General features: G+C 70.2%; 17 protein-coding genes. 7 read left to right on the top strand and 10 right to left on the bottom strand.

Annotated features, from left to right (window positions below; all coding sequences use genetic code 11):
- The first annotated feature begins 39 nt into the window (after positions 1-39).
- The 3 genes from qcrA (at position 40) to SALPAC4_RS0102085 (ending at position 3,548) form a co-directional block, all read left to right on the top strand.
- Positions 40-1,125 (top strand): cytochrome bc1 complex Rieske iron-sulfur subunit, encoded by a 1,086-nt coding sequence (qcrA, locus tag SALPAC4_RS0102095; RefSeq protein ID WP_018736134.1) that lies wholly within the window; start codon positions 40-42, stop codon positions 1,123-1,125.
- The gene (qcrB, locus tag SALPAC4_RS0102090; RefSeq protein ID WP_018736135.1) at positions 1,122-2,729 is read left to right on the top strand and encodes a cytochrome bc1 complex cytochrome b subunit; all 1,608 of its coding nucleotides are present in this window, start codon (positions 1,122-1,124) and stop codon (positions 2,727-2,729) included. The genes qcrA and qcrB overlap by 4 nt, the downstream gene beginning before the upstream one ends.
- A gap of 144 nt (positions 2,730-2,873) precedes the next feature.
- The gene (locus SALPAC4_RS0102085; protein ID WP_019868962.1) at positions 2,874-3,548 is read left to right on the top strand and encodes a DUF4142 domain-containing protein; all 675 of its coding nucleotides are present in this window, start codon (positions 2,874-2,876) and stop codon (positions 3,546-3,548) included.
- A gap of 80 nt (positions 3,549-3,628) precedes the next feature.
- On the opposite strand, the gene SALPAC4_RS0102080 is transcribed toward SALPAC4_RS0102085, so the two are convergent.
- The 5 genes from SALPAC4_RS0102080 to SALPAC4_RS0102060 form a co-directional block, all read right to left on the bottom strand.
- Complete coding sequence (locus tag SALPAC4_RS0102080; RefSeq protein WP_018223191.1) at positions 3,629-3,916, bottom strand: Lrp/AsnC family transcriptional regulator; 288 nt, start codon at positions 3,914-3,916, stop codon at positions 3,629-3,631.
- Positions 3,917-3,951: 35 nt separating this feature from the next.
- Entirely contained in the window at positions 3,952-4,821 is an 870-nt protein-coding gene (locus SALPAC4_RS0102075; RefSeq protein ID WP_019868961.1) for a sugar phosphate nucleotidyltransferase, read from the bottom strand.
- A complete protein-coding gene (locus tag SALPAC4_RS0102070) occupies positions 4,818-5,360 on the bottom strand; it encodes an NUDIX hydrolase (protein WP_019868960.1) in 543 nt (180 codons plus the stop codon). Before SALPAC4_RS0102070 ends, SALPAC4_RS0102075 begins: the two co-directional genes overlap by 4 nt.
- A 53-nt stretch (positions 5,361-5,413) precedes the next feature.
- Positions 5,414-7,204, bottom strand: a complete 1,791-nt coding sequence (locus tag SALPAC4_RS0102065; RefSeq protein WP_019868959.1) for a RelA/SpoT family protein — start codon at positions 7,202-7,204, stop codon at positions 5,414-5,416.
- 114 nt (positions 7,205-7,318) lie between these two features.
- Positions 7,319-9,088 (bottom strand): DEDD exonuclease domain-containing protein, encoded by a 1,770-nt coding sequence (locus SALPAC4_RS0102060; RefSeq protein ID WP_019868958.1) that lies wholly within the window; start codon positions 9,086-9,088, stop codon positions 7,319-7,321.
- Positions 9,089-9,267: 179 nt separating this feature from the next.
- Between SALPAC4_RS0102060 and SALPAC4_RS0102055 the strand changes: the two genes are divergently transcribed.
- The 4 genes from SALPAC4_RS0102055 to SALPAC4_RS0102040 all read left to right on the top strand — a co-directional run bounded on the left by SALPAC4_RS0102055 (position 9,268) and on the right by SALPAC4_RS0102040 (position 13,844).
- On the top strand, positions 9,268-10,809 hold the full coding sequence (locus SALPAC4_RS0102055) for an NYN domain-containing protein (protein WP_019868957.1): 1,542 nt from the start codon (positions 9,268-9,270) through the stop codon (positions 10,807-10,809).
- 213 nt (positions 10,810-11,022) lie between these two features.
- Entirely contained in the window at positions 11,023-11,229 is a 207-nt protein-coding gene (locus SALPAC4_RS0102050; RefSeq protein WP_019868956.1) for a hypothetical protein, read from the top strand.
- 228 nt (positions 11,230-11,457) lie between these two features.
- Positions 11,458-12,717 (top strand): M48 family metallopeptidase, encoded by a 1,260-nt coding sequence (locus tag SALPAC4_RS0102045; RefSeq protein WP_019868955.1) that lies wholly within the window; start codon positions 11,458-11,460, stop codon positions 12,715-12,717.
- Positions 12,714-13,844, top strand: coding sequence for a glycosyltransferase family 4 protein (locus SALPAC4_RS0102040; protein WP_027644608.1), 1,131 nt, complete (start codon positions 12,714-12,716; stop codon positions 13,842-13,844). Before SALPAC4_RS0102045 ends, SALPAC4_RS0102040 begins: the two co-directional genes overlap by 4 nt.
- A gap of 51 nt (positions 13,845-13,895) precedes the next feature.
- Here the strand turns inward: SALPAC4_RS0102040 and SALPAC4_RS0102035 are convergent, their stop codons facing one another.
- From SALPAC4_RS0102035 to SALPAC4_RS0102015, 5 genes are all read right to left on the bottom strand, one after another.
- Positions 13,896-15,548 carry a putative bifunctional diguanylate cyclase/phosphodiesterase gene (locus tag SALPAC4_RS0102035; protein WP_019868953.1) on the bottom strand — a complete coding sequence of 551 codons (1,653 nt, stop codon included), beginning with the start codon at positions 15,546-15,548 and terminating at the stop codon, positions 13,896-13,898.
- 97 nt (positions 15,549-15,645) lie between these two features.
- Positions 15,646-16,455 carry an SAM-dependent methyltransferase gene (locus SALPAC4_RS0102030; RefSeq protein WP_019868952.1) on the bottom strand — a complete coding sequence of 270 codons (810 nt, stop codon included), beginning with the start codon at positions 16,453-16,455 and terminating at the stop codon, positions 15,646-15,648.
- 132 nt (positions 16,456-16,587) lie between these two features.
- Complete coding sequence (locus SALPAC4_RS0102025; protein ID WP_018251742.1) at positions 16,588-17,253, bottom strand: response regulator transcription factor; 666 nt, start codon at positions 17,251-17,253, stop codon at positions 16,588-16,590.
- Positions 17,254-17,260: 7 nt separating this feature from the next.
- A complete protein-coding gene (locus SALPAC4_RS0102020) occupies positions 17,261-18,952 on the bottom strand; it encodes a GAF domain-containing sensor histidine kinase (RefSeq protein ID WP_033664952.1) in 1,692 nt (563 codons plus the stop codon).
- A gap of 14 nt (positions 18,953-18,966) precedes the next feature.
- Complete coding sequence (locus SALPAC4_RS0102015) at positions 18,967-20,766, bottom strand: AMP-dependent synthetase/ligase (protein ID WP_033664235.1); 1,800 nt, start codon at positions 20,764-20,766, stop codon at positions 18,967-18,969.
- Between the last annotated feature and the right edge of the window lie 120 nt (positions 20,767-20,886).

Genomic DNA, 20,886 nt, shown 5'->3' with positions numbered 1-20,886 from the left:
GGTGTCGCGGGTCGGCACCGCCCACAGCGAGGTGACGGCATGACCACCACTCACCCTGGAAACGCGGGCGGCGACCAGCCGGTCGACCTGGACGATCCGGATCTCAGTCGCTTCGACATCGTCCGTGCGGGTGCCCGTGAGGACGACATCGAGATCGTCCACTACGAGCCGCAGGTCGTGCCGGGCAGCAAGGCCGAGCGACGCCTGAGCCGTACGGTCGCCTCGTTCTTCCTGCTGACCGGCGCCTCCGCGACCGCCTTCCTGGCGATCTACATCTGGTGGCCCTGGGAGTACGAGCTGGGCCACGGCGGCGACAAGTGGTACACGCCGCTGCTGGGTGTGACCCTGGGTATCTCCCTGCTCGGCATCGGCTTCGGCGTTCTCACCTGGGGCAAGAAGCTGCTGCCCAAGGAGGTCTCGGTCCAGGACCGGCATGAGGGCGTGGTGAACGAGCGGGACCGCACGATCACCGGACAGACGATGCTCTACATGGCCGATGAGCTGGGCGTGAAGCGCCGGCCGCTGCTGGGAGTCTCGCTGCTGGCCGGTCTCGCGCCGGTCGGCGCGGTGGCCGCGGCGCCGCTGGTGGGTGGCCTGATCTCGCAGCCGCACAAGAACAACCAGATGTTCACCACGGGTTTCGCGCCGATGGAGGGCGGGCAGAAGGTTCGGCTGGTCCGTGAGGACGGCCGCCCGATTCGCCCGGCGGACATCAGCGCCGGTGGCCAGATCACCGTCTTCCCCGGTATCGACCACGGGGTGAGTAACAAGTACGCGGACTCGCCGGCGTTGTTGATCCACCTTCGGGACGCGGATGCGCTGGAGGCCCGCGAGGCCAACGTGCGGATCGGCCACGACGACTTCATGTGGGGCAACTTCGCCGCCTACTCGAAGATCTGCACGCACGCCGGCTGCCCCGCCAGCCTCTACGAGCAGCAGACCAACCGGCTGCTCTGCCCGTGTCACCAGTCGCAGTTCCTGATCACCGACAACGCGAAGCCCATCTTCGGTCCCGCCAGCCGTCGGCTGCCGCAGTTGCCGATCTTCGTTGACGACGAGGGTTACTTCGTGGCCACGTCCGACTACACCGAGACCGTCGGACCCGACTTCTGGGAGCGGCCGTGAAGCGGCGAAAGTTTGAGATGGCAGCCGTCCCGGGCAACGCGGCCCGGGGGGTGGACGACCGCTTTCAGGTGGCCACCCCGCTCCGTCGGCTGCTGAACAAGGTCTTCCCGGACCACTGGTCCTTCCTGCTGGGTGAGATCGCGCTCTTCTCGTTCATCGTCCTGCTGCTCACCGGGGTCTTCCTGACCTTCTTCTTCGAGCCGGCGATGACCGAGGTGATCTACAACGGCAGCTACGCCCCGCTCCGGGGCACGCCGATGTCCGCCGCGTACGCCTCCAGTCTGGACATCACGTTCGACGTCCGGGGTGGCCTGATCATGCGGCAGATGCACCACTGGGCGGCCTTGCTGTTCATGGCCGCGATCGTGGTGCACATGCTGCGGGTCTTCTTCACCGGCGCGTTCCGCAAGCCGCGGGAGGCCAACTGGATCATTGGTTCGCTACTGTTCTGGGTGGGCTTCCTGGCCGGTTTCACCGGCTACTCCCTGCCGGACGACGGCCTCTCCGGCACCGGGCTCCGGATCGCCTCCGGCATCATGTTGTCGATTCCGGTGATCGGCTCCTGGCTCACGTCCTCGATCTTCGACGGCGAGTTCCCCGGAACGATCATCATCAGCCGGTTCTACATCGCGCACGTACTGCTCATCCCCGGCTTGCTGCTCGCCCTGATCGGTGCCCACCTGGGGCTGGTCTTCAAGCAGAAGCACACCCAGTGGCCCGGCCCCGGCCGGACCAACGACAACGTGGTCGGCGAGCGGATGTTCCCGCGGTACGCGTTGAAGCAGGGCGGCTTCTTCATGGTCGTCTTCGGGGTGATCGCGCTGATGGCCGGCCTGTTCCAGATCAACCCGATCTGGTTGTTCGGGCCGTACGAGGCGTGGGTAGTTTCGGCTGCCAGCCAGCCCGACTGGTACGTCATGTTCCTCGACGGCTCTACCCGGCTGATGCCCGCCTGGGAGATCTACATTCCGATCGGCGATGGGTACGTCATTCCGCCGCTGTTCTGGCCAACGGTCGTGCTGCCCGGAGTGTTGGTGGGTATGTCCGTGCTCTATCCGTTCATTGAGGCCCGGCGCCTCAAGGACTTCCGTAGCCACAACCTGCTCCAGCGGCCGCGGGACGTTCCGGCGCGGAGCGGGCTGGGTGCCATGGCCGTCACCTTCTACCTGGTGCTGGCGCTCTCCGGGGCGAACGATGTCATCGCCGACAAGTTCAATATCAGCCTGAACGCGATGACCTGGGGTGGCCGGATCGGTCTGCTGCTCCTCCCGCCGTTGGCGTACTTCGTCACCTACCGGATCTGTCTGGGGCTCCAGCAGCACGACCGGGAGGTTCTGGCGCACGGGGTCGAGACCGGCATCATCCGGCGGCTGCCGGACGGTCGGTTCGTCGAGGTGCACCAGCCACTCCACCGGGAGGACGGCGAACTGGAGTACGTCGGCTGGGTGGTGCCGAAGAAGATGAACCGGCTCGGCGCGCTCGGCCCGGCGATCCGGGGCTTCTTCTACCCGATCGAGAAGCCCGCCGAGGCGCCGGTGTCGCCGGCACCCCCGGTCGATTCGGACACCGAGCGATCGGAGATCTCCAGCGGCGAGCGCCGCTGACCTCACCCGCGACGTAACCGCACGTGGCGCCCGCCGGAGAACTCCGGTGGGCGCCACGTCTGTTGGGCATACCTGGGCTGGGACAGAGGAATAACCCCGGCCAGCCGGGTATCCGTGCGGTCCAACGTCTCTAGGGGAGGACGAATGTTGGGATTCAAACGCCTGGGCCTGCTGGCCGCGCTGGTGCTGGTGGGTATCGCACCCGCCGCGGCTGCCCACGCCGCGGCGCAGCCGTCACAGCAGGACACCCAGTACCTGCAGGCCATTCACCAGGTGAATCTGTTTGAGATCAGCAAGGGGGAGCTGGCCGGGCAGAAGGGCCAGGACCAGGGGGTCAAGAATCTGGGCCAACAGATCGGGACTGACCACACCCAGCTGGACGAGACGGTCCAACAGGTCGCCAATCAGCTCGGTGTCGAGTTGACGAGCGAGCTGACGGCCGACCAGCAGGACGCCACCGACCAGATGAACAACGCCAGTGGCGAGGAATTCGACCAGCTCTGGGTGACCAGTAACCTGACCGCCCACGTCCAGGCCATCCAGGCCACCCAGACGGAGATCTCACAGGGTTCCGACTCGTCGGTGATCGAGCTTGCGCAGACCGCGCTGCCGACCCTGCAGACCCACTACGACGAGTTGGTCGAGTTGGCGAACCAGCTGGGTGTCCCAGTACCGCAGAGCAGCGGCACCGGCACCCCGAGCCCGGGTATGACCACTCCGGGCCCCGGCACCACCAGCGAGAGCCCGGCTCCGGGTAGCACCACCGAGTCACCGGCTCCGGGCGGCGGCACCGGCACACCGGCTCCGGGCGTTAGCTGACCACGGTGAGATAGTCGACGGCCGTGTCACCCCACTGGGGTGGACCGGCCGTCGACTGGCGCCGGCCGTGCTGCCGCCGGTCAGTCGGCGGTGCCGAGGCCGATCGCGAACGTCTGCTCGAGGTCGTGCTGCGAGTACGCGCGGAACGCGATGTGGGAGTCGGTGTTCAGCACACCCGACACCTTGGAGATGCGCCCCGCGATCACCTCAGCGATCTGTTCGAACTCGCGGACCCGGACTATCGCGACCAGGTCGACCTGGCCGGCCACCGAGTAGACCTCGCTGACCCCGGGCAGTGCGGCGAGTGCCTCGGCCACCTCAGGGATCGAGTCGGTGGCGCAGTCGATCAGCACAATCGCGGTGATCACGGGAGTCGCTCCGTTCGTCGGCTTCGCCGCTCATGCTAGCCGTTCCCAGCAGCGGTGGGTTCGCTGACTACGACGGTGAGATCGGTCCCCGCGCGGATCGCATGCTGAACGTGCTCCTCCGCCCCCACAGTGGCGCCCGGCCAGACTACGGCCCCGGTGACCGCCCCGTGCACCCGCGCACCCGCTCCGATCACCGCCGACCGGCACGGGCCGGTTACCAGCGCCGTGGGGTCAACCAGGGTGTCGCCGCCAGTGGCGTGCAGGTTGGCGGTGAGGTAGTCCGCGGGTGTGCCGGTGTCGTAGAACGTGCCGGGATAGGGGACCACCGTCAGCTCGCCGGCTGCCTCCGCCGGACGCCAGACCGTTCGCACCAGATCGCCGAACTCCAGCGGCAGGTTCCGTACTCGCTGCCACGGCAGCAGGGAGAACCCGGTGAAGGCATGGCCGTCGAAGGTGCCGGGTGCCGTTGGGTTCACGGCGGGCTGGCCCAGCAGCCGTACCGTCTCGCCGTCCCAGTCCTGCAGTAGGGCGGCGATGTCCGGCCCCGGCGGACGGTCCGGGTCGGCGAGGTAGGCGTCGGCGTTCCCGACCAGGACACCGCGCCCGTCGATCCAGTCGCGTAGCTTCGCCAGGCCGCCGGCGGTGCCGAGCGGGCCGTCGGGCTCCACCGACCGGTGGGCCCGGTCCCCGACGTGCGCGATCACCTGCTCGGCGAGGTAGCTGGCGTTGACCGCCACCCGACTCGCCCCGGTCAGGCCGATCCCGGCGAGCCGCGTGAGCGCCCGGTCGAGTAGCGGGATGTTCCCGACCGGACAGAGCGCTTTGGGTACCCGCTCCGTCAGCGGACGCAGTCGGCTGCCCTCGCCGGCAGCGAGGACCACCGCGCAGATGTCGGCGGGGGTCACTGCTGGGGCTCGGGCAGCACTGGCGGGAACTGCCCCGCCAACGGTCCGATGTCGAAGTAGCCGAGCAGGCGGGCCGTGGGCCAGGTTAATTTGGGCAGGGCGTCCAGCGGGTGCCAGGCGGCCTCGAAGACCTCCGCACCATCCACCCGCAGGGTGGTCGTTGACGCCGGCACCGCCGCGGTGAATACCACGTCCACCCAACCCTTGTCGTGGACGACCGCGTTCGGTACTGCCGGGGTCAGCTCGCGGGGGGAGAGCCGGATGCCCGTCTCCTCGTACAGTTCGCGGCACGCCCCGACCACCGGCGCCTCCCGCTTCTGCAGCAGCCCCGCCGGGAGCGTCCACCCCCGGCCGGGCGGCTGGCGCAGCAGGAGCAGCCGTCCGGCCCCCTCGGCCTCGCTGTCGCGAACGAGGGTGACCGCACCGACGATGTACTTCGGCACGGTCAACCGGACCAGGCGACGCCGCACGGGCAGCGGGAGCCGGTAGAAGACCTGGTATGCGACGGCACGTACGATTGTCCGCGAGCGGCAGATCATGCTTCCAGGCTAATGCCGTCGGGTGAATCCCCGCCGGCCTGGGGCCAGCCCAGTCATCGCTGCCGGTGGTCAACCAGGTCGATGAGCTGCTTCACCACCGTGTCCGGTGCGATTGCCCGGTCGAAGACCGCGACGAGCATCGTCTCCAGGTCGGGGTAGCCGAGCTCCTCGGAGAGCCGGAGTAGGGGCAGGTCGCTGGCGAGACCACGGTCGTGCTTGCGCAGGGCCAGCCCGACGGCGGCCCGACCGAGGCGGACCTTGTCGGCGATGGAGATTCCGGGTTCGGTGTGGTCGGCGAACCATCGGTTGATCTGCATCTGGGCTTGTGGGGACTTGACGAAGCCGAGCCATTCCCGGCGGGGACCGCGTGGGGCCGCGTCGAAGCCGTCGGGCGTCCGTTCTGTCTCGGTGAAGATCTCCACGACATCGCCGTCCTCGAGGCAGGAGGAGAGCGGGGCGAGTCGACCGTTTATCCGGGCCGCCAGGCAGTGGTCGCCGCGCTCGGTGTCGAGTTCGTACGCGAGGTCGACCGGGGTGGCCCCGGCGGGCAGCACCACCTGTCGCCCCTCGGCGAAGACCTGGATCTGCGCCTCGGCGAGGTCGCTGCGTAGTGACTCCAGGAACTGCGCCGGGTCGGCGGTCTCCTGTTCCCAGTCCAGTACGCGTCGTAGCCAGTCCAGTTGTTCGTCCCGGACGGACTGGTCCACCCGGGCGCGGGGAAAGCGGTAGCTGGCGGCGATGCCGTACTCCGCGCAGCGGTGCATCTCCTCGGTGCGGATCAGCACCTCCACCGTGCGATCTTTCAGCCCGCGAACGCTGGTGTGGAGGGAGCGGTAGAGGTTGTTCTTCGGGGAGGCGATGTAGTCCTTGAACCGGCCGGGCACCGGGGGCCAGGTGCCGTGGATGGCGCCGAGAGCCGCGTAGCAGTCGGTGGCCGGGCCGTTCACGACGATCACGACCCGAGGTAGGTCACATGGGGCGGCGTAATCGCCGGCCAGAGTGTCCTTCCAGATCGAGTAGAGGTGGCGCGGACGAGGGCTCACGTCGGCGTTGACCCGGCTGCGGCGGAGCGCCGTCTTCGCCCGGGCGACGACCTCCGCCAGATACGCGTCCCAGCCGGGCCGGTCGTGCAGGTGCCGGGAGATGCGGTCGTGTTCTTCCGGCTCCAGGTGCATCAGCACGATGTCATCCAGCTCTCGCTTGAGCTTCTGGATGCCCAGGCGGTCGCAGAGCGGAACGAGTACCTCCTGGGTCTTTCGGGCGATGCGTTCCCGGGACGCGGCGGAGCGAACCCCGAGCGTGCGCATGTTGTGCAGCCGGTCCGCCAGTTTGATGATCAATACTCGGACGTCCTTGCCGGCCGCTATGATCATCTTCCGGATCGTCTCGGCCTCAGCGGCCTTACCGTAGAACGCCTTGTCGAACTTGGTTACTCCATCAACCAGGTGGGCGACCTCCGGCCCGAAGTCGTCGGCGAGGGCTTGGAGGGTGTAGCGGGTGTCCTCGACGGTGTCGTGCAGTAGCGCCGCAACCAGGGTGGTCGCGTCCATGCCGAGCCCGGCGCAGATCTGGGCGACCGCGAGCGGGTGGGTGATGTAGGGCTCGCCGCTCTTGCGGAACTGCCCACGGTGCATCGTCTCGGCGATCGTGTACGCCCGACGCAGCAATGACGGATCCGTTCCGGAGTGGATGCTCCGGTGGGTGCGGACCAGCTCACCAACCGGTTCGGTTTCGGCGGTGGACCACGCCAGCAGCGTGCGCAGTCGGCGGGTCAGGGGCAGCTCCGCTGGTTGGGGCGGAAGCGCGCCCTCCAAGGCGGCGCCGTGTCCGGCGTCGACATCCACGAGGGATACCTCCTCACCCCGGCCCCCAGGTCACCGTTTCCGGTGCCGGGAGCAGGCCCAGTGAACGGGCAGGACTGCACTTGTTAACAGCTTATGCGAGTCGGCGTCATCCGATCAGGTGGTTGGTCTCGGGCTTTCGGTCGAGAATTGGTGGGAAGCCGCGTTTGTCGCCTTCGTTAGCAGGGCTCGGAACCGGCCCGTCCCGGCAATCGGGGAAGCCCAGGCGGACGACATCTCCACCAGCCGGGTCTCCGGACGCTCCAACCAGGACAGCACGCGCTCGGTCTCCTCGGCGCTGGTGGCCGGAGTGGGTCCGTGACCCGGCACGACGGTCTCCGCGGTCGCCCGGATCGTGGCGATCGTCGGTCGTGGGTGGATCCCAGGCGGAGACACGCCGGCACCGGCCAACCGTCCATGCCGCACCAGCGCCAACTCCCAGCCTCCGTCCGGTGCTGGCCGGGCTGCCACCACCTCGGCGATCCCGGTGAGCGCAGTGAGTCGCTGCATCCGGATGATCGCGCGGAGCACGGCGGTCAGCCGGGATCGCACCACCGCGGCCTCCTCGTAGCGTTGTCCCGCCGAAAGCGTCCCGATCCGGTCAAGCAAGGCATCCACCACACCCTGGGGATCGCCGCCGCACACCACCCGGAAGGGCGTCGTCGCGCGGTCCGCGTACTCCGCCGGGGTGATTCGGTGCTCGCAGGGGGCCGGGCAGCGACCCAGTTCGGCCACGGCGCAGGCCGGCGTGACCTTCCGAAGTGACAGCCGGTGCGTGCACTGCCGCAGCGGCATCGCGTCGTGGAAGCCGGCCGCGGCGAGCTCCGCGGCGCGGCGGGAGGTGAAGGGCCCGAGGTAGGTTTCGTCCTCCGGGGTCAGGTTTCGCACCACCGACAACCGTGGGTACGCCTCGTCGGTCAGCTTCAGCCAGACCACCCGTTCGGGGAACTTCGACCGTCGGTTGTACGGCGGAGCGTGTGTCCCGATCAGACGCAGCTCCCGCACCTCCGCCTCGAGCGAATGGGCGCACTCCACCGCCTCCACCCGCTCGGCGGCGGCGAGCATCTCCGAGATGCGGGCCCGCTTCTCCCCGGCCGTGAAGTAGCTGCGGACCCGGTTGGCGATGTTGACCGAGGTGCCGACGTAAAGCGGGCGGTCGTCGGTGCCCCGGAACACGTAAACCCCGGGCGAGTGGGGCAGGCCCTCGGCGAGGTGCCGCTTGCGGCGCTGTGTCGGGGTGACTGCCCGGGCGAATTCGATCGCCTCGCCGATCGTGTGCACCCGGTGCCCGCCGAGCCGGGCGATCAACCCGTGGAGCACGTCAACGGTGGCCAACGCATCGTCCAACGCCCGGTGGGTGGGCCGGGTGGCGGTGCGGAAGTATGCCGCGAGGGTGCCGAGCCGGCGGTTGGGCACCTCGTCGCGAGTCAGCACCCGTCGGGCCAGCGCCGCCGTGTCCAGCACTCGCGGATTCGGCCAGCGGTAGCCGTGCGCCGCGCAGGCCGCCTTGAGAAATCCCACGTCGTACGGGGCGTTGTGGGCGACCAGGACCGCGTCGGTGGAGAGGAACTCGAGGAAGCTCGGCAGGACCTCAGCGATCGGCGGGGCGGGCAGCAGCATCGCCTGGGTGATGCCGGTGAGCACGGTGACGAAGGGCGGGACTGGGGTGCCGGGATTGACCAGGGTGGCGAGCACGCCGAGCTGCTCACCGCCACGGACCTTCACCGCGCCGATCTCGGTGATGCCGCCGCCGTCCGGTGCGCCGCCCGTGGTCTCGAGGTCGACCACGACGAAGGTGGTCGCGTAGAGCGGTAGGGCCGGGTCAACGCCGCCGACAGCGGGGTCGAGGCCGGCTAACAACTCCTGGACATATTTCTGCGGTGCCATCGGCGGGCACGCTAACGGCCCGGTCCGACACCGTACCCGCCGGGCTGCGCCGACTGCGCCATCGCGTCCCCCGGGAACCGCCGACTCCAGCGGGCGGCAGAGCGTTGACAACGGTCCTGCGATGAGATATTGGCTCACTCGCTCGGCGATGGGCCGGGCGACAGTGGGAGACTTGCCGTATGCCCCTCGCCGAGCCGTACGACGACGACCACCGCCCCGCGGAGGAGTCGGTCGCCGCTGCGTCGGAGCCGGGCATCGAGGGTACGGGGGGCACTCTCGATGATCCGGTTGCCGCTGGCGCCACCGCGTCCACCGCCAACCCGGCTGTCACCGGCACCGCCGGTGCGTCCGGTTCCGGACCCCGCAGCGGGGCCGACCCCGCGCCGTCCGCCGATGATCCCGCAGCGGAGGGCGGTCCGGAGCCGGTGCTGCCGGAGCCGGTCCGGCAGCGGATCGTGGCGCTGGCTGCCGCGGTGCTGCCCGGCCTGCCCGCGGATGAGGTGCCGGTCCCGCTGCGCCGGGTGGCCAAGTTCGCGCCCAACCGGCGGGCCCGGCTCGGCGCGCCGATGATCGCGACCCAGTTGACCGGCGACCCACTGTTTCGCCAGCGGGTGGCCGCGCGGGTGCTTGCCGACGCCGGTGACCTCGGCGCGGCGGTGGTCGGGGGCGCCGCGCCGGCCGCCGCCGACCCGGTGGAGGTTGCCGCACTGGCGTACCTAGCGCGTCCGCAGGGGTGGCGGGACCTCATCGAGTCCAGCGGCGCGGCGGTCCGGGCCGAGGCGGACAGCGCAGTCGTCGCCGAGCTGGTCCGAGAGGCCGAGCAGCGGGCTACCCGGGCAGAGCACGACCGTGCGGTGGCTCGGGTCGAGGCAGACAAGCTCCGCGACGAGCTGGCCCGGGTCCGCGAGGAGCTCGGCCAACTCCGGGAGGAGTCGCGGCAACTCGGCCGGTCGTTGCGCGAGACGCAGGCTCGAGAGCGCCGGGCGAGCGAGCTGCTCGCCACTGAGCGTGGCCGGGCGACACGCGCGACGGCGGACGCGGAGGCGGAGCTTCGTCGGGCCCGGGCCCGGCTGGCCGAGGCCGAGGCGGCGGCCGGGGTGGCCCGGGCCAGCGCCAAGGAGTCCAGGTCGGTTGACGACGCCCGGTTGTGGCTGTTGCTGGAGACGATCGGTCAGGCCGCGGTGGGCCTGCGGCGGGAGTTGGCGTTGGATCCGGCGGACAGGTTGCCGGCCGACTTCGTCGCCGACGCCTTCGCCGACCAGTCCGGCGCTCCCGTGGCGGGTGTCGCCACCCGAGCCCGGGACTCCGACGATCCGGCCCGGCTGGACCAGCTGCTCGCGCTGCCCCGGGCGCATCTGGTGGTCGATGGCTACAACGTCACCAAGCGGGGCTTCGGCGAAATGTCACTGGAGCAGCAGCGCAAGCGGTTGATCACGGGGCTGGGTGGGATCGCCGCGCAGACCGGCGACGAGGTAACCGTGGTCTTCGATGGCGCCGAGCGGATGCATGGCCTGCCGCCGAGTCCGCGCGGCGTACGGGTGCTCTTTTCCCGTAAGGGAGAGACGGCCGACGAGCTGATCCGGCGGCTGGTCCGAGCCGAGCCGTCGGGTCGGCCGGTGGTGGTGATCTCCGCAGACCGGGAGGTGGCCGATGGCGTACGTCGACACGGTGCCTACCCGCTGGGCGCCGACGCGCTGCTGCGCCGGCTGGCTCGGTCCTGACCGGCCGGGCGGTCTCAGCCTGGGCGGGACCCTGGGTCGGCTTGTCCCCGGGGCGGATCGGCGGTGAGTTGATCGAGTTGTCCGGGTTCTGTCATACGTTGTGTCTAGCGTCGATGTGACCGACGGTGTTGGGCAGACCTCGCAGCGGTGGGGTGGGGCGTGACCAGGAAGCGACCTGCTGGCCCGATCACCGCCGGCGCGGCGGGAGGCGTGATGTTGATCGACTGTGACGGGTGCGCGGGCCGGGCAGACGGCTGTTCGGGTTGCCTGGTGACCGCTCTGCTCGAGGAGCCCGTGGAGTGCGGTGCCGCCGAGATGCGGGCGATCGAGGTGTTCGCTCGGGCCGGGTTCGACGTGCAGGTGCTGCCGGAGTCCCGGCCCCCGGTGCACCGGCCCGACCGCCACCATCGGGTGGCTTGACCTACGGGGCAGGCCACGTGGCGCCCGCGGGGCGGGAGCCGCGTGGCGCCCCACGGAGCTCCCGCCGCGATCATCCGGTTGTCGCCGATGGTGTGTGCACCCCGCCCGTCGTGACCGGGCGGCCACTACGATGGGCGCGCACAGCGGGAGGAGTGGCATGACGCGGGAATGGCGCGCTGCGGGCGGGTCCGTCGCGACCACCGGCCTCGTGGGCCGGGCGGCGATCCGGTGAGCCCGCGTGGTTGGGCTCTGCTAACCCTGGTCGGCTTGGTCGCTGCGCTGGCCGTAACCGCCGCCGTGCTGATCCCGTGGCAGCGTCCGCCCGCCCCGCGGGCCGACCAACTCGCCGCCTTGGACGAGCTGCCAGGAGAACAGGTGAGTCGGGGGCGGGAGTTCCGGGCGGCACTGCGGCCCGGCGGCTGGGCGGCGCTCGGCGTCGGCCTGCTGGTGGCGCTCGCGCTTGGGCTCACGCCGCTGGGCAGCCGCTTCGTCGAGTTGGTCGGCCGTCCGTTCGGTGGACACTGGGCCGCGCAGGCGGTGCTCGGCGGGCTCACCGTGCTGTTCGTGGCCGACCTGATGACCCTGCCCTTCGCCGCCTGGCGACACACCGTGCTCACCCGGTACGGGCTGGCCACCAACAGTTGGGGTGGCTGGACTGTTGACCTGCTCAGGTCGTACGCGGTCAGCGCGGTTATCGGGGCAGTGGCCCTGGGTGGCTTCTACACCGTGATTCGGCTGGCGCCGCGCTGGTGGTGGGCGCTCGGTGCGGCCGGGGCAGCCGGCTTGGTGATGCTCCTGTCGTTCGTCTTCCCGGTGCTGGTGGAACCGGTGTTCAACCGGTTCACCCCGTTGGAGCCGAGCCCACTGCGGACCGAGTTGATGGACCTGGCGGCCCGCGACGGGGTGCCGGTCCGGGACGTGTTGGTGGCCGACGCCTCCCGTCGCACCCGCGCCGTCAACGCCTACGTCTCCGGGATGGGGCCAACCCGTCGGATCGTCGTCTATGACACCCTGCTGCGCGAAGCCACCCCGGAGGAGGTGACCGCGGTGGTGGCCCACGAGTTGGGGCATGCCAAGGACCGGGACGTGGTGATTGGCACGCTGACCGGCGCGCTCGGCGCGGCGGTGCTGGTGGTGGCGCTCTACCTGCTCGGGTTCGTCCCGCCGTTGTTGCGGATGGCCGGAGTCGACTCGATCGACCAACCGCGCGCCTTCCCGTTGCTGTTGGCGCTGGTGACGGTGGCCGGCTTGGTCGCCACGCCGGCACAGGCGTTGATCTCCCGCCGGATTGAGGCGCGGGCCGACCAACACGCGTTGGCGCTGACCAAGGATCCGGGCGCCTTTGTGGCGATGCAGCGCCGACTCGCCGGCGTCAACCTCGCCGACCCCGACCCACCCCGGCTGGGATACCTCTACTCCGCCAGTCACCCGTCCACCGTGGAGCGGATCGCCGCCGCCCGCGCCTACGCCAGGAAGACCAGCCGATGAGCGAGAGCCGGACGTTGCTTGTCACGAACGACTTCCCGCCCCGGCCCGGGGGGATCCAGTCTTTCGTGCATGGCCTCGCGGTGCGCCAGCCCGTGGGCTCGCTGGTGGTCTACGCCTCGAGTTGGCGCGGCGCCGAGAAGTTCGACGCCGACCAGCCCTTCGAGGTGGTGCGGGAAGAAACCAAGGTGCTGCTGCCCACCCCGTCGGTGGCCCGGCGGGTCACCCAGCTCGCCCGGGCACACGACTGCGACACGGTCTGGTTCGGTGCGGCGGCACCACTTGGGCTGCTCGCAGCCGGCCTGCGACGTCGGGCCGGAGTCCGGCGGGTGGTGGCGCAGACCCATGGGCATGAGATTGGCTGGGCAGCGCTGCCCGGTGCCCGTTCCGCGCTACGCCGGATCGGCCGAGACGTTGACGTGACCACGTACCTGGGGGAGTACACCCGGCTCCGGCTGGACCGGGCCCTGCGTGGGGTAACCCAGCTGAGTCGGCTGGCGCCCGGTGTTGACCTCGACACCTACCACCCGACCGTCCAGGGTGATTCGGTGCGGGCGCGGCTGGGGCTGGTCGACCGACCGGTCGTGGTCTGTGTGTCCCGGCTGGTGCCGCGAAAGGGGCAGGACACGCTGATCCGGGCGTTGCCGGAGATCCGCCGCCGGGTCCCGGACACGGCACTGCTGATCGTCGGAGGTGGGCCGTACCGGAACGGGCTGGGCAAGCTGGCCCGACAGGTCGGCGTCGAGCGGGACGTGGTCTTCACCGGCACGGTGCCGGCGGCGGAGCTGCCCGCGCACTATGCGGCCGGCGACGTGTACGCGATGCCGTGCCGCACCCGGAACCGGGGTCTGGACGTGGAGGGGCTGGGCATCGTCTACCTGGAAGCCTCCGCGACCGGGCTGCCCGTGGTGGCCGGCGACTCGGGGGGTGCACCGGATGCGGTGCGCGACGGCGAGACCGGCTTCGTGGTGCGGGGGCGGGACGTGGCCCAGCTCGCCGACCGGGTAGCAACCCTGCTCGCCGACCGGGACCTGGCCCGTCAGTTCGGTGCCGCCGGTCGGGCCTGGGTCGAACGCGAGTGGCGCTGGGAGACCCAGGCCGCCCGGATGAGTAGTCTCCTGCAGGCCTGAGCGACGCGGTGGGGCCGGGAGACCGGTTCAGCCCCGGTCTCCGGTGCTCAGTCAGGACAGTCGGGCCAGGATCCGGTCAGCAGGTTCTGGACGGCCGAAGTGCCAGCCCTGGCCGGCGTCGCAGCCGATGGCCCGCAACCGTTCGGCCTGCCCGGCCGTCTCCACCCCCTCGGCGGTGACGGTCAGGTCGAGCGCGTGGGCCAGCGAGACCAACGACGCGACGATCCGTTCGTCTGCCTGGGGCTCCTGGGCACGCAGCCCGGCAACGAACTCCCCCGCCACCTTCAACTCGGTTACCGGCAGGTCGCGCAGGTACGCCAGGTTGCTGTAGCCGGTGCCGAAGTCGTCAATGGCGATACGGACACCGAGGTCGGCGAGGCGGCGTAGCGCCCGGACCGGCTCGTCGGCGGGGTTCATCATGGCGCTCTCGGTGATCTCCAGCTGGAGACGTTCCGGCGGCAGCCCGGTGCGCTCCAGGATGTTTCGGACGTCCTGCACCAGGTCTGGCCGGTGCACCTGCCGGACGGCCAGGTTGACGCTGACGAACGGGGTCCCGCCGGTCACCGACCAACTGCCCGCTGCCCGGCAGGCTTCGGCGAGCACCCACCCGCCGAGCGGGACGATCAGTCCGGTCTCTTCGGCGAGGCCGATGAAACGGTCCGGGCGGAGGACGCCCAACTCCGGATGCCGCCAGCGCACCAACGCCTCCACGCCCAGCAGCCGGCCGTCACTCAGGGAGGCAAGCGGTTGGTAGTCGAGGTAGAACTCGCCCCGGTCCAGTCCGGCTGGGATCGCTGCGGTCAGCGCCTGGCGGGTCAGCTCTCGGCGGTCGCGCTCGGCATCGTAGAGCATCCAGCGACCACCGCCGGCTGCCTTGGCCCAGTGCAGGGTGCAGTCGGCGGCCCGCATCAGCTCGTTCGCCGAGGTGCCCGCGACCTGCCGCTCCACGATGCCGATGCTGGTCCGCACTGTCACTTCGTGGCCCGCCACCGCAGCCGGTTCGTGTACGGCGGCCAAGGCCGCCTCCGCCACCGCGATCACGTCCCGCGTGCCGCCGGTGCGTTCGATCAGGATGACGAACGCGTCGCCGCCGAGCCGGGCGACCAGATGCCCGGTGAGGGCCTGCCGCAGCCGGTTGGCCACCTCGGTGAGGACCCGGTCACCGGCCTGATGCCCGTGCTGGTCGTTGACCCGCTTGAACTGGTCGAGGTCGAGAAAGCAGAGGCCGACCCGGTCTGTATCCCGCCGGGGCGCCGCCAGCGCCGTGGTGAGCCGCTCGGTAAAGAGATTCCGGTTTGGCAGGTCGGTGAGCGCGTCATGGGTGGCCTGGTGCCGGAAGCGGGCCTCACTGGCCCGAAGCGCCTCTTCGGCCTTTGACCGCTGCGCCATCGCGGCCCGCCGGATGGACTCCTGCTCGTCCAGCGTGCGGTCGCGCAGCGCCCGGGTGTATCCGGTGGTCACGGCGGCGAGCAGCCGGGCCAGCCGGTCCGCTACATCTTCGGCGACCAGGCCCAGGTCGCGTACCAGGCGGAGCTGAACGACCTCGACGGTACGCCCCAGTGCCTCGGCGGAGGCGATGTGTGCGGCGACCAGCTCGGTGCCGACGCGCTGACCGGCTCGCAGGTCGAACGGCTCGGCGAGCAGGGCCCCCGCCAGTTGCCGGGCGAGGCGGTTGAGCAACTGCTTGAGCTGTGCCTGGGTCATGGGCAGGTAGCTTGTCCCGGTGAGCGCGTTAGCCCACTCCTGAGTAAAGGCCGCTATGCCGGAGTTGGCGCCGCTCGGCTGCGTCGCGGTGGCTGGGCTAGTCACCGATCCGCCCCACGCCGCCAAGGAAACCCGATGTCTCGGCGTTCACACTGCTCTCCGGTGTCTCCGGGCGCCACTGCGGAACCCATACCACCCCGGGCTCGACCAGCTCAAAACCGTCGAAGAGCGTGGTCAGCTCGGATCGATTGCGAAACCATAGTGGACTGCCGGTACGTTGGTACACCATCTCGGCGTCGCTTCGCTCGGTCTCCGCCCGGCCCTCGTCGCTGGCCTGTGACAGCACCAGCCAGCTGCCGGGAGTGAGGGCGTCGTACAGGGTTCGCAGCAGCTCGGCGGGGCGGTCGTCGTCGGGGACGAAGTGCAGCACGGCGACGATGAGTACCGCGGTCGGCTCATTGAGGTTGAGCAGCCGACGGAGCTCGGGGTGGCGGAGGATTCGGTCGGGGTGCCGCAGGTCCTCCTGGATGACGGTCGCCTGGTCATTGTCAGCGAGAATCTCCTGGCTGTGCGCCACCGCCACCGGGTCGGTGTCGACGTAGACGACCCGGGAGTCCGGCGCGACCTGCTGGACGATCTCGTGCACGTTGCCGACAGTGGGGATTCCGGAGCCGATGTCGAGGAACTGCCGAACCCCGGCATCGGCCAGGAAGTGCACCGCCCGGCGCAGGAAAGCGCGGTTTGCCTGGGCCATCAGCGGGGCCTCGGGAACTGCCGCGACCATGGCCTGCGCTGCTGCCCGGTCCACCGCAAAGTTGTGGGAACCGCCGAGGTAGTAGTCGTACATGCGGGCGACGCTGGGACGCTCGATGTCGATTTCGTCGGGTGCCCAGTCCGGCCGTCGCATGCCTCACCTCTTCGTGCGCACGGGGCACGCCCCTGCAGACCACCCCTCCGCCGGGGGAGACCTTAGCGCGACATCGCGCCGGCCGACACTGTCGTCAATGAGAAGTTGTCCGCTCGTTAGCTGACAGGGAGATCAGAACTTGGGCGCATCGGGGGCCTCGAGCAGACCGAGCCGGAGCGCTGTCATCAACGCCTGGGCGCGATTGGCGGCGCCGAGCTTCTCGTAGAGTTTGGAAATGTGGGTCTTCGCAGTGGACTCACTGACGAAGAGCTGCTTGGCGATGCCGGCCACGCTCATTCCGTCGGCGAGCAGGCGTAGCACCTGTCCTTCGCGTGGGGAGAGTTGCGGCCCGGACGGCGCCAGCCGGCGCTTCATCGCCTCGGCCAGGTCGGCGGCGGTGAACGCGCTGGGCGAGGAGGCGGCGTGCCGGGCGGCAGCAACCACCTCGTCCGCCGGGGCGGTCTTCGGGACGAAGGCGCTCGCACCCGCCTCGAGCGCGCCAAAGAGCTGGTCGTCGCCCGCATACATGGTCAACACGACGATACCCATCGTGGTGCTGGACTTGCGCAGTGCGCGGGTGGCCTCGAGGCCGCTGCCGTCGGGCAGTCGCAGGTCCATGATGACCACGTCTGGTTGGAGGGCGCCGGCTTGGCGGACCCCCTCGGCCGCGGTGGCAGCCTCGCCGACAACCTCGAACTGCCGGTCGCGCTCGAAGGCGTGCCGTAGCCCTTTGCGAATCAGGTCGTGATCGTCCACAAGGAGGACCTTGGTGCGAGTGGCGGGTGTCGGTGTGGTCATCCTCGGGTTACTCCCCTTCTGCTGCGGTACTGCCACGCACGTTATCGCGCTGGGGTGACGAACCAACCACCACGGCCACCGTTGTGCCGCTCGGCTGCCGCGGCCGAATCTCCAGTCGACCTCGGATACGTTCCGCCCTCTCCGCCATGATCGCAAGACCGTAGTGCCCGTCCGCAGGCTGGTCGGAGATCCCGTGACCGTCATCCGACACTTCGATCTGGGCGTACGGCGGGTCCACGGCACAGGTGACCCAGAGGTTCGAGGCGCCAGCGTGCTTGCGGGCGTTGGCCACCGCCTCCTGGGCGATCCGCAGGAGCTCGGCCTCGGTGGCGGCGGGTAGCCGGGCGGTCGACTCGTCCAGCGACAGGTGTACCCGCAGGCCGCCGGAGACCCCGACGGTGCGCGCGTACTCGGCGATGGCGGCGGCGAGGCCCCCGTGCCGGTCCACCTCGCTGCGCAGCTCGAAGAGGCTGAGTCGCAGCTCGGTGATGACCCGCGTGACCTCCTGACGTAGTGCACGCAGCGACTCAGCGGTCTCCTCGGTGTCCTCGTGCAGCGTGGCGAGGGCGTTGTCGATGCCGTAGCCGACCATCACCAGCTCCTGGGCCACCCCGTCGTGGATCTCCCGGGCGAGCCGTTGCCGTTCTTCGTTGGTGGCCAGGGAGCGCACCTCGTCGAAGAGTAGGGCTGCCTCCAGGCGCAGCGCGGCGGGGGAGGTCAGCCCGGTTGCCCGGGCGACGACCGCGGGCGGGTACGCGCGTACGACATCCGCCTCCAACACCACCAACCCGACCGTACGCACCCCGGCGACCAGCGGCAGGATCAGCGCGGAGACCTCCCCACCGACGGGCGAGCGGACCTGCGAGTGTGCGGCGGTCTGCGGCTGCTGGCTGGCCCACGCGTCGGCGATCGCCGAGTCCGCATCCAGTGTGGTCTCCCAGTCCACCCGGTCGGTCCCGCACTGGGCCAGGACCACCAGCCGGCCACCACCACTGGCCGACAGGACGGCCCCCCGGTCCGCCCGGGCCAGCGTCCGCAGCTCCTCCAGCAGGTGCTCGGAGATGCCACCCGGGTCCAGCGTGGCTCCAGGGAGCTTTCGAGCCACTGTGCGTAGCTGGGTTAGCAGGCGGGTCGCCTCCGCGTACGGCTGGGGCTTGCTGTCGCCGCGGGCCCGGATGACCCGGTGCAGGGTTCGCGCCGCGTAGAGCCCGAGGCCGGAGAGGGCCAGCCACTGGGCGCTGACCGCCAGGTAGCCGACCTGGAAGAGCTGCCGTTGGCCGTCGACCTCGGTCAGTGCCCCGGCCAGCAGCAGGGTGAGACCGATGATCGCCAGCAGCCCTGCGCCCTCGCGGAAGCGTCGGCGCAGGGCGGTGACGGTGACCGGGACGGTCAGGTATGGCAGCACCGCGGAGGCGCCCAGCCCGGCGTTCTGGACGCCGATCGTCGCCACCGAGGCGACGTGGCTGGTGGCGAGCCCCAGCACCACCACCTCGGCGCCCCGGCTTAGCGGCCCGAGCCGGTCGTGTGTCGGTGCGAGCAGCGCCGGCAGGCCCGCCGCCGCCAGGAGCGCGATCCACCACAGTTGGGCGAGGTCGTGCGTGGCGAGCAGGCTCAGTACCGCCACCAGGGCCAGCATCACCACGCGCGCGGCAGCGGCGAGGGGATGCGGTCGGGGCAGTTTCGGAGTGGAGGCGGGCACGTGACGGATGGTAGTCAGCTTCGGTAGATATCAGCGATTTCTGTGGCGTACGACTTGTGCACGATTTGTCGTTTTACTTTGAGGGAGGGGGTCAGCTCGCCGGTCGTCTCGGTGAAGTCCCGAGGCAGGATTCGGAAGACTCGGATGGCCTCGGCCCGGGACACGGCCTGGTTGGCCGTGTCGATCGCGGACTGGATCTCGGACCGCAGCCCCTCGTGTTCGCGGAGCTGCTCGACCGGGGTGGTCGCGGGCAGACCGGCCTCCTCCAACCACGCCGGCAGCGCCTCCTCGTCCACGGTGACCAGCGCCGCGACAAAGGGCTGCCGGTCGCCGACCACCACGCACTGGCTGACCAGCGGGTGCGACCGGACCTGATCCTCAAGGACCGCCGGAGCGACGTTCTTGCCGCCCGCGGTCACGATGATCTCCTTCTTCCGGCCGGTGATCCGCAGGTAGCCGTCGCTGTCGAGTTGGCCCAGATCGCCGGTGCGGAACCAGCCGTCGGTGGTGAGCACATCCGCGCTGGCGGCCTCGTTGCGCCAGTAACCCCGGAAGACCAGGTCTCCGGCGACGAGGATTTCGCCGTCGTCGTCGATCCGGATGGTCACCCCGGGCAGGGGGCGTCCGACACTGCCGATCCGGATGGCGTCGGGCAGGTTGGTGGAGGCGGCGGGGGAGGTTTCGGTCAGCCCGTATCCCTCGTAGATGGTCACCCCCACGCCGCGGAAGAAGTGCCCAAGTCGCGCGCCGAGTGGCGCCCCGCCGGAGATCGCATCGTTGCACCGTCCACCGAGCGCGGCCCGCAGCTTGCGGTAGACCAGACGGTCGAAGAGCGCGTGCTGAATCCGGAGCGCCAGGCCCGGCCCGGTTGAGGTCTCCAGCGCCTCGCTGTACGCGATCGCGACGGCCTCGGCACGGGCGAAGATCCGACCCTTGCCGGAGGCGTCGGCCTTCTGCTTGGCGCTGTTGTAGACCTTCTCGAAGACCCGGGGGACGGAGAGCACGAACGTGGGGCGAACCGCCTGCAGCCGGGGGAGTAGTTCGCTGGTGTCCGGGCAGTGGGCCATGGTGGCGCGGGCCTGCACCACACCGATCTGGATCAGCCGGGCGAAGACGTGGGCGAGTGGCAGGAACAGCAGGGTGGAGGCGCCCGGGCCGAACAGGTTGGGCAGTACGGGCACGGCGTTGGCGATGTCAGCGAACATGCTGCGGTGGGTCAGCATGCACCCCTTGGGGCGGCCGGTGGTGCCGCTGGTGTAGACGAGGGTGGCGATATCGTCGGCTCGCACGGCCGCGCGGCGCTGCTCGATCTCGGTCGGGTCAACCGACTCACCGGCGGTGACCAACTCGTCCATTCCGCCACGGTCGATCTGCCACACGTGCGCCAGCTCAGGTACCCGGTCTCGGACGCCGGCGACCACCGCGGCGTGCGTGTCCGTCTCCACCAGGACGCCGACCGCCCCCGAGTCGGACAGGATCCAGGCGGTCTGCTCGGCGCTGGAGGTCTCGTAAATCGGCACGGTGACCGCGCCGGCCGCCCAGATCGCGTAGTCGAAGAGCGTCCACTCGTACCGGGTGCGGCTCATCAGCCCGACCCGGTCGCCGGGCTGTACCCCGGCCGCGACCAGGCCGCGTGCCACCGCGATCACCTCGTCGCGGAACTGGCGGCAGGTCACGTCGACCCAGGCGTCGTCGGCGCCCGCACGGATGAACTGCACCACGTCTGGGGCGACCTCAGCGTTTTCCCAGACCGGATCGGTTAGATTGGCCGAGTCGCCGACAGTGACGATCGGTGGGACGGAGAACTCGCGCACCTGCACTCTCCTCGTGTTCACGCTGGCCGGGCAGGCCGCCCTCGCGGTCGGCTCAGTCGCAACCTACCCGTCCGACGCCGAGGGTGGTGCAGACAGGTTCGTCACATAGCCCGGTAGCCT

This window comes from Salinispora oceanensis (assembly GCF_000383575.1).
Lineage (GTDB): Bacteria > Actinomycetota > Actinomycetes > Mycobacteriales > Micromonosporaceae > Micromonospora > Micromonospora oceanensis.
The sequence above is the reverse complement of the archived record's forward strand: the minus strand, read 5'-3'. Positions and strand labels throughout refer to the sequence as shown.

Excerpts from the sequence above, each read along its gene's own strand:
- qcrA (WP_018736134.1), top strand. The coding sequence starts at position 40 with ATGACCACCACTCACCCTGGAAACGCGGGCGGCGACCAGCCGGTCGAC.
- SALPAC4_RS0102085 (WP_019868962.1), top strand. The coding sequence starts at position 2,874 with ATGTTGGGATTCAAACGCCTGGGCCTGCTGGCCGCGCTGGTGCTGGTG.
- SALPAC4_RS0102070 (WP_019868960.1), bottom strand. The coding sequence starts at position 5,360 with ATGATCTGCCGCTCGCGGACAATCGTACGTGCCGTCGCATACCAGGTC.
- SALPAC4_RS0102060 (WP_019868958.1), bottom strand. The coding sequence starts at position 9,088 with ATGGCACCGCAGAAATATGTCCAGGAGTTGTTAGCCGGCCTCGACCCC.
- SALPAC4_RS0102055 (WP_019868957.1), top strand. The coding sequence starts at position 9,268 with ATGCCCCTCGCCGAGCCGTACGACGACGACCACCGCCCCGCGGAGGAG.
- SALPAC4_RS0102050 (WP_019868956.1), top strand. The coding sequence starts at position 11,023 with ATGTTGATCGACTGTGACGGGTGCGCGGGCCGGGCAGACGGCTGTTCG.
- SALPAC4_RS0102040 (WP_027644608.1), top strand. The coding sequence starts at position 12,714 with ATGAGCGAGAGCCGGACGTTGCTTGTCACGAACGACTTCCCGCCCCGG.
- SALPAC4_RS0102035 (WP_019868953.1), bottom strand. The coding sequence starts at position 15,548 with ATGACCCAGGCACAGCTCAAGCAGTTGCTCAACCGCCTCGCCCGGCAA.
- SALPAC4_RS0102030 (WP_019868952.1), bottom strand. The coding sequence starts at position 16,455 with ATGCGACGGCCGGACTGGGCACCCGACGAAATCGACATCGAGCGTCCC.
- SALPAC4_RS0102025 (WP_018251742.1), bottom strand. The coding sequence starts at position 17,253 with ATGACCACACCGACACCCGCCACTCGCACCAAGGTCCTCCTTGTGGAC.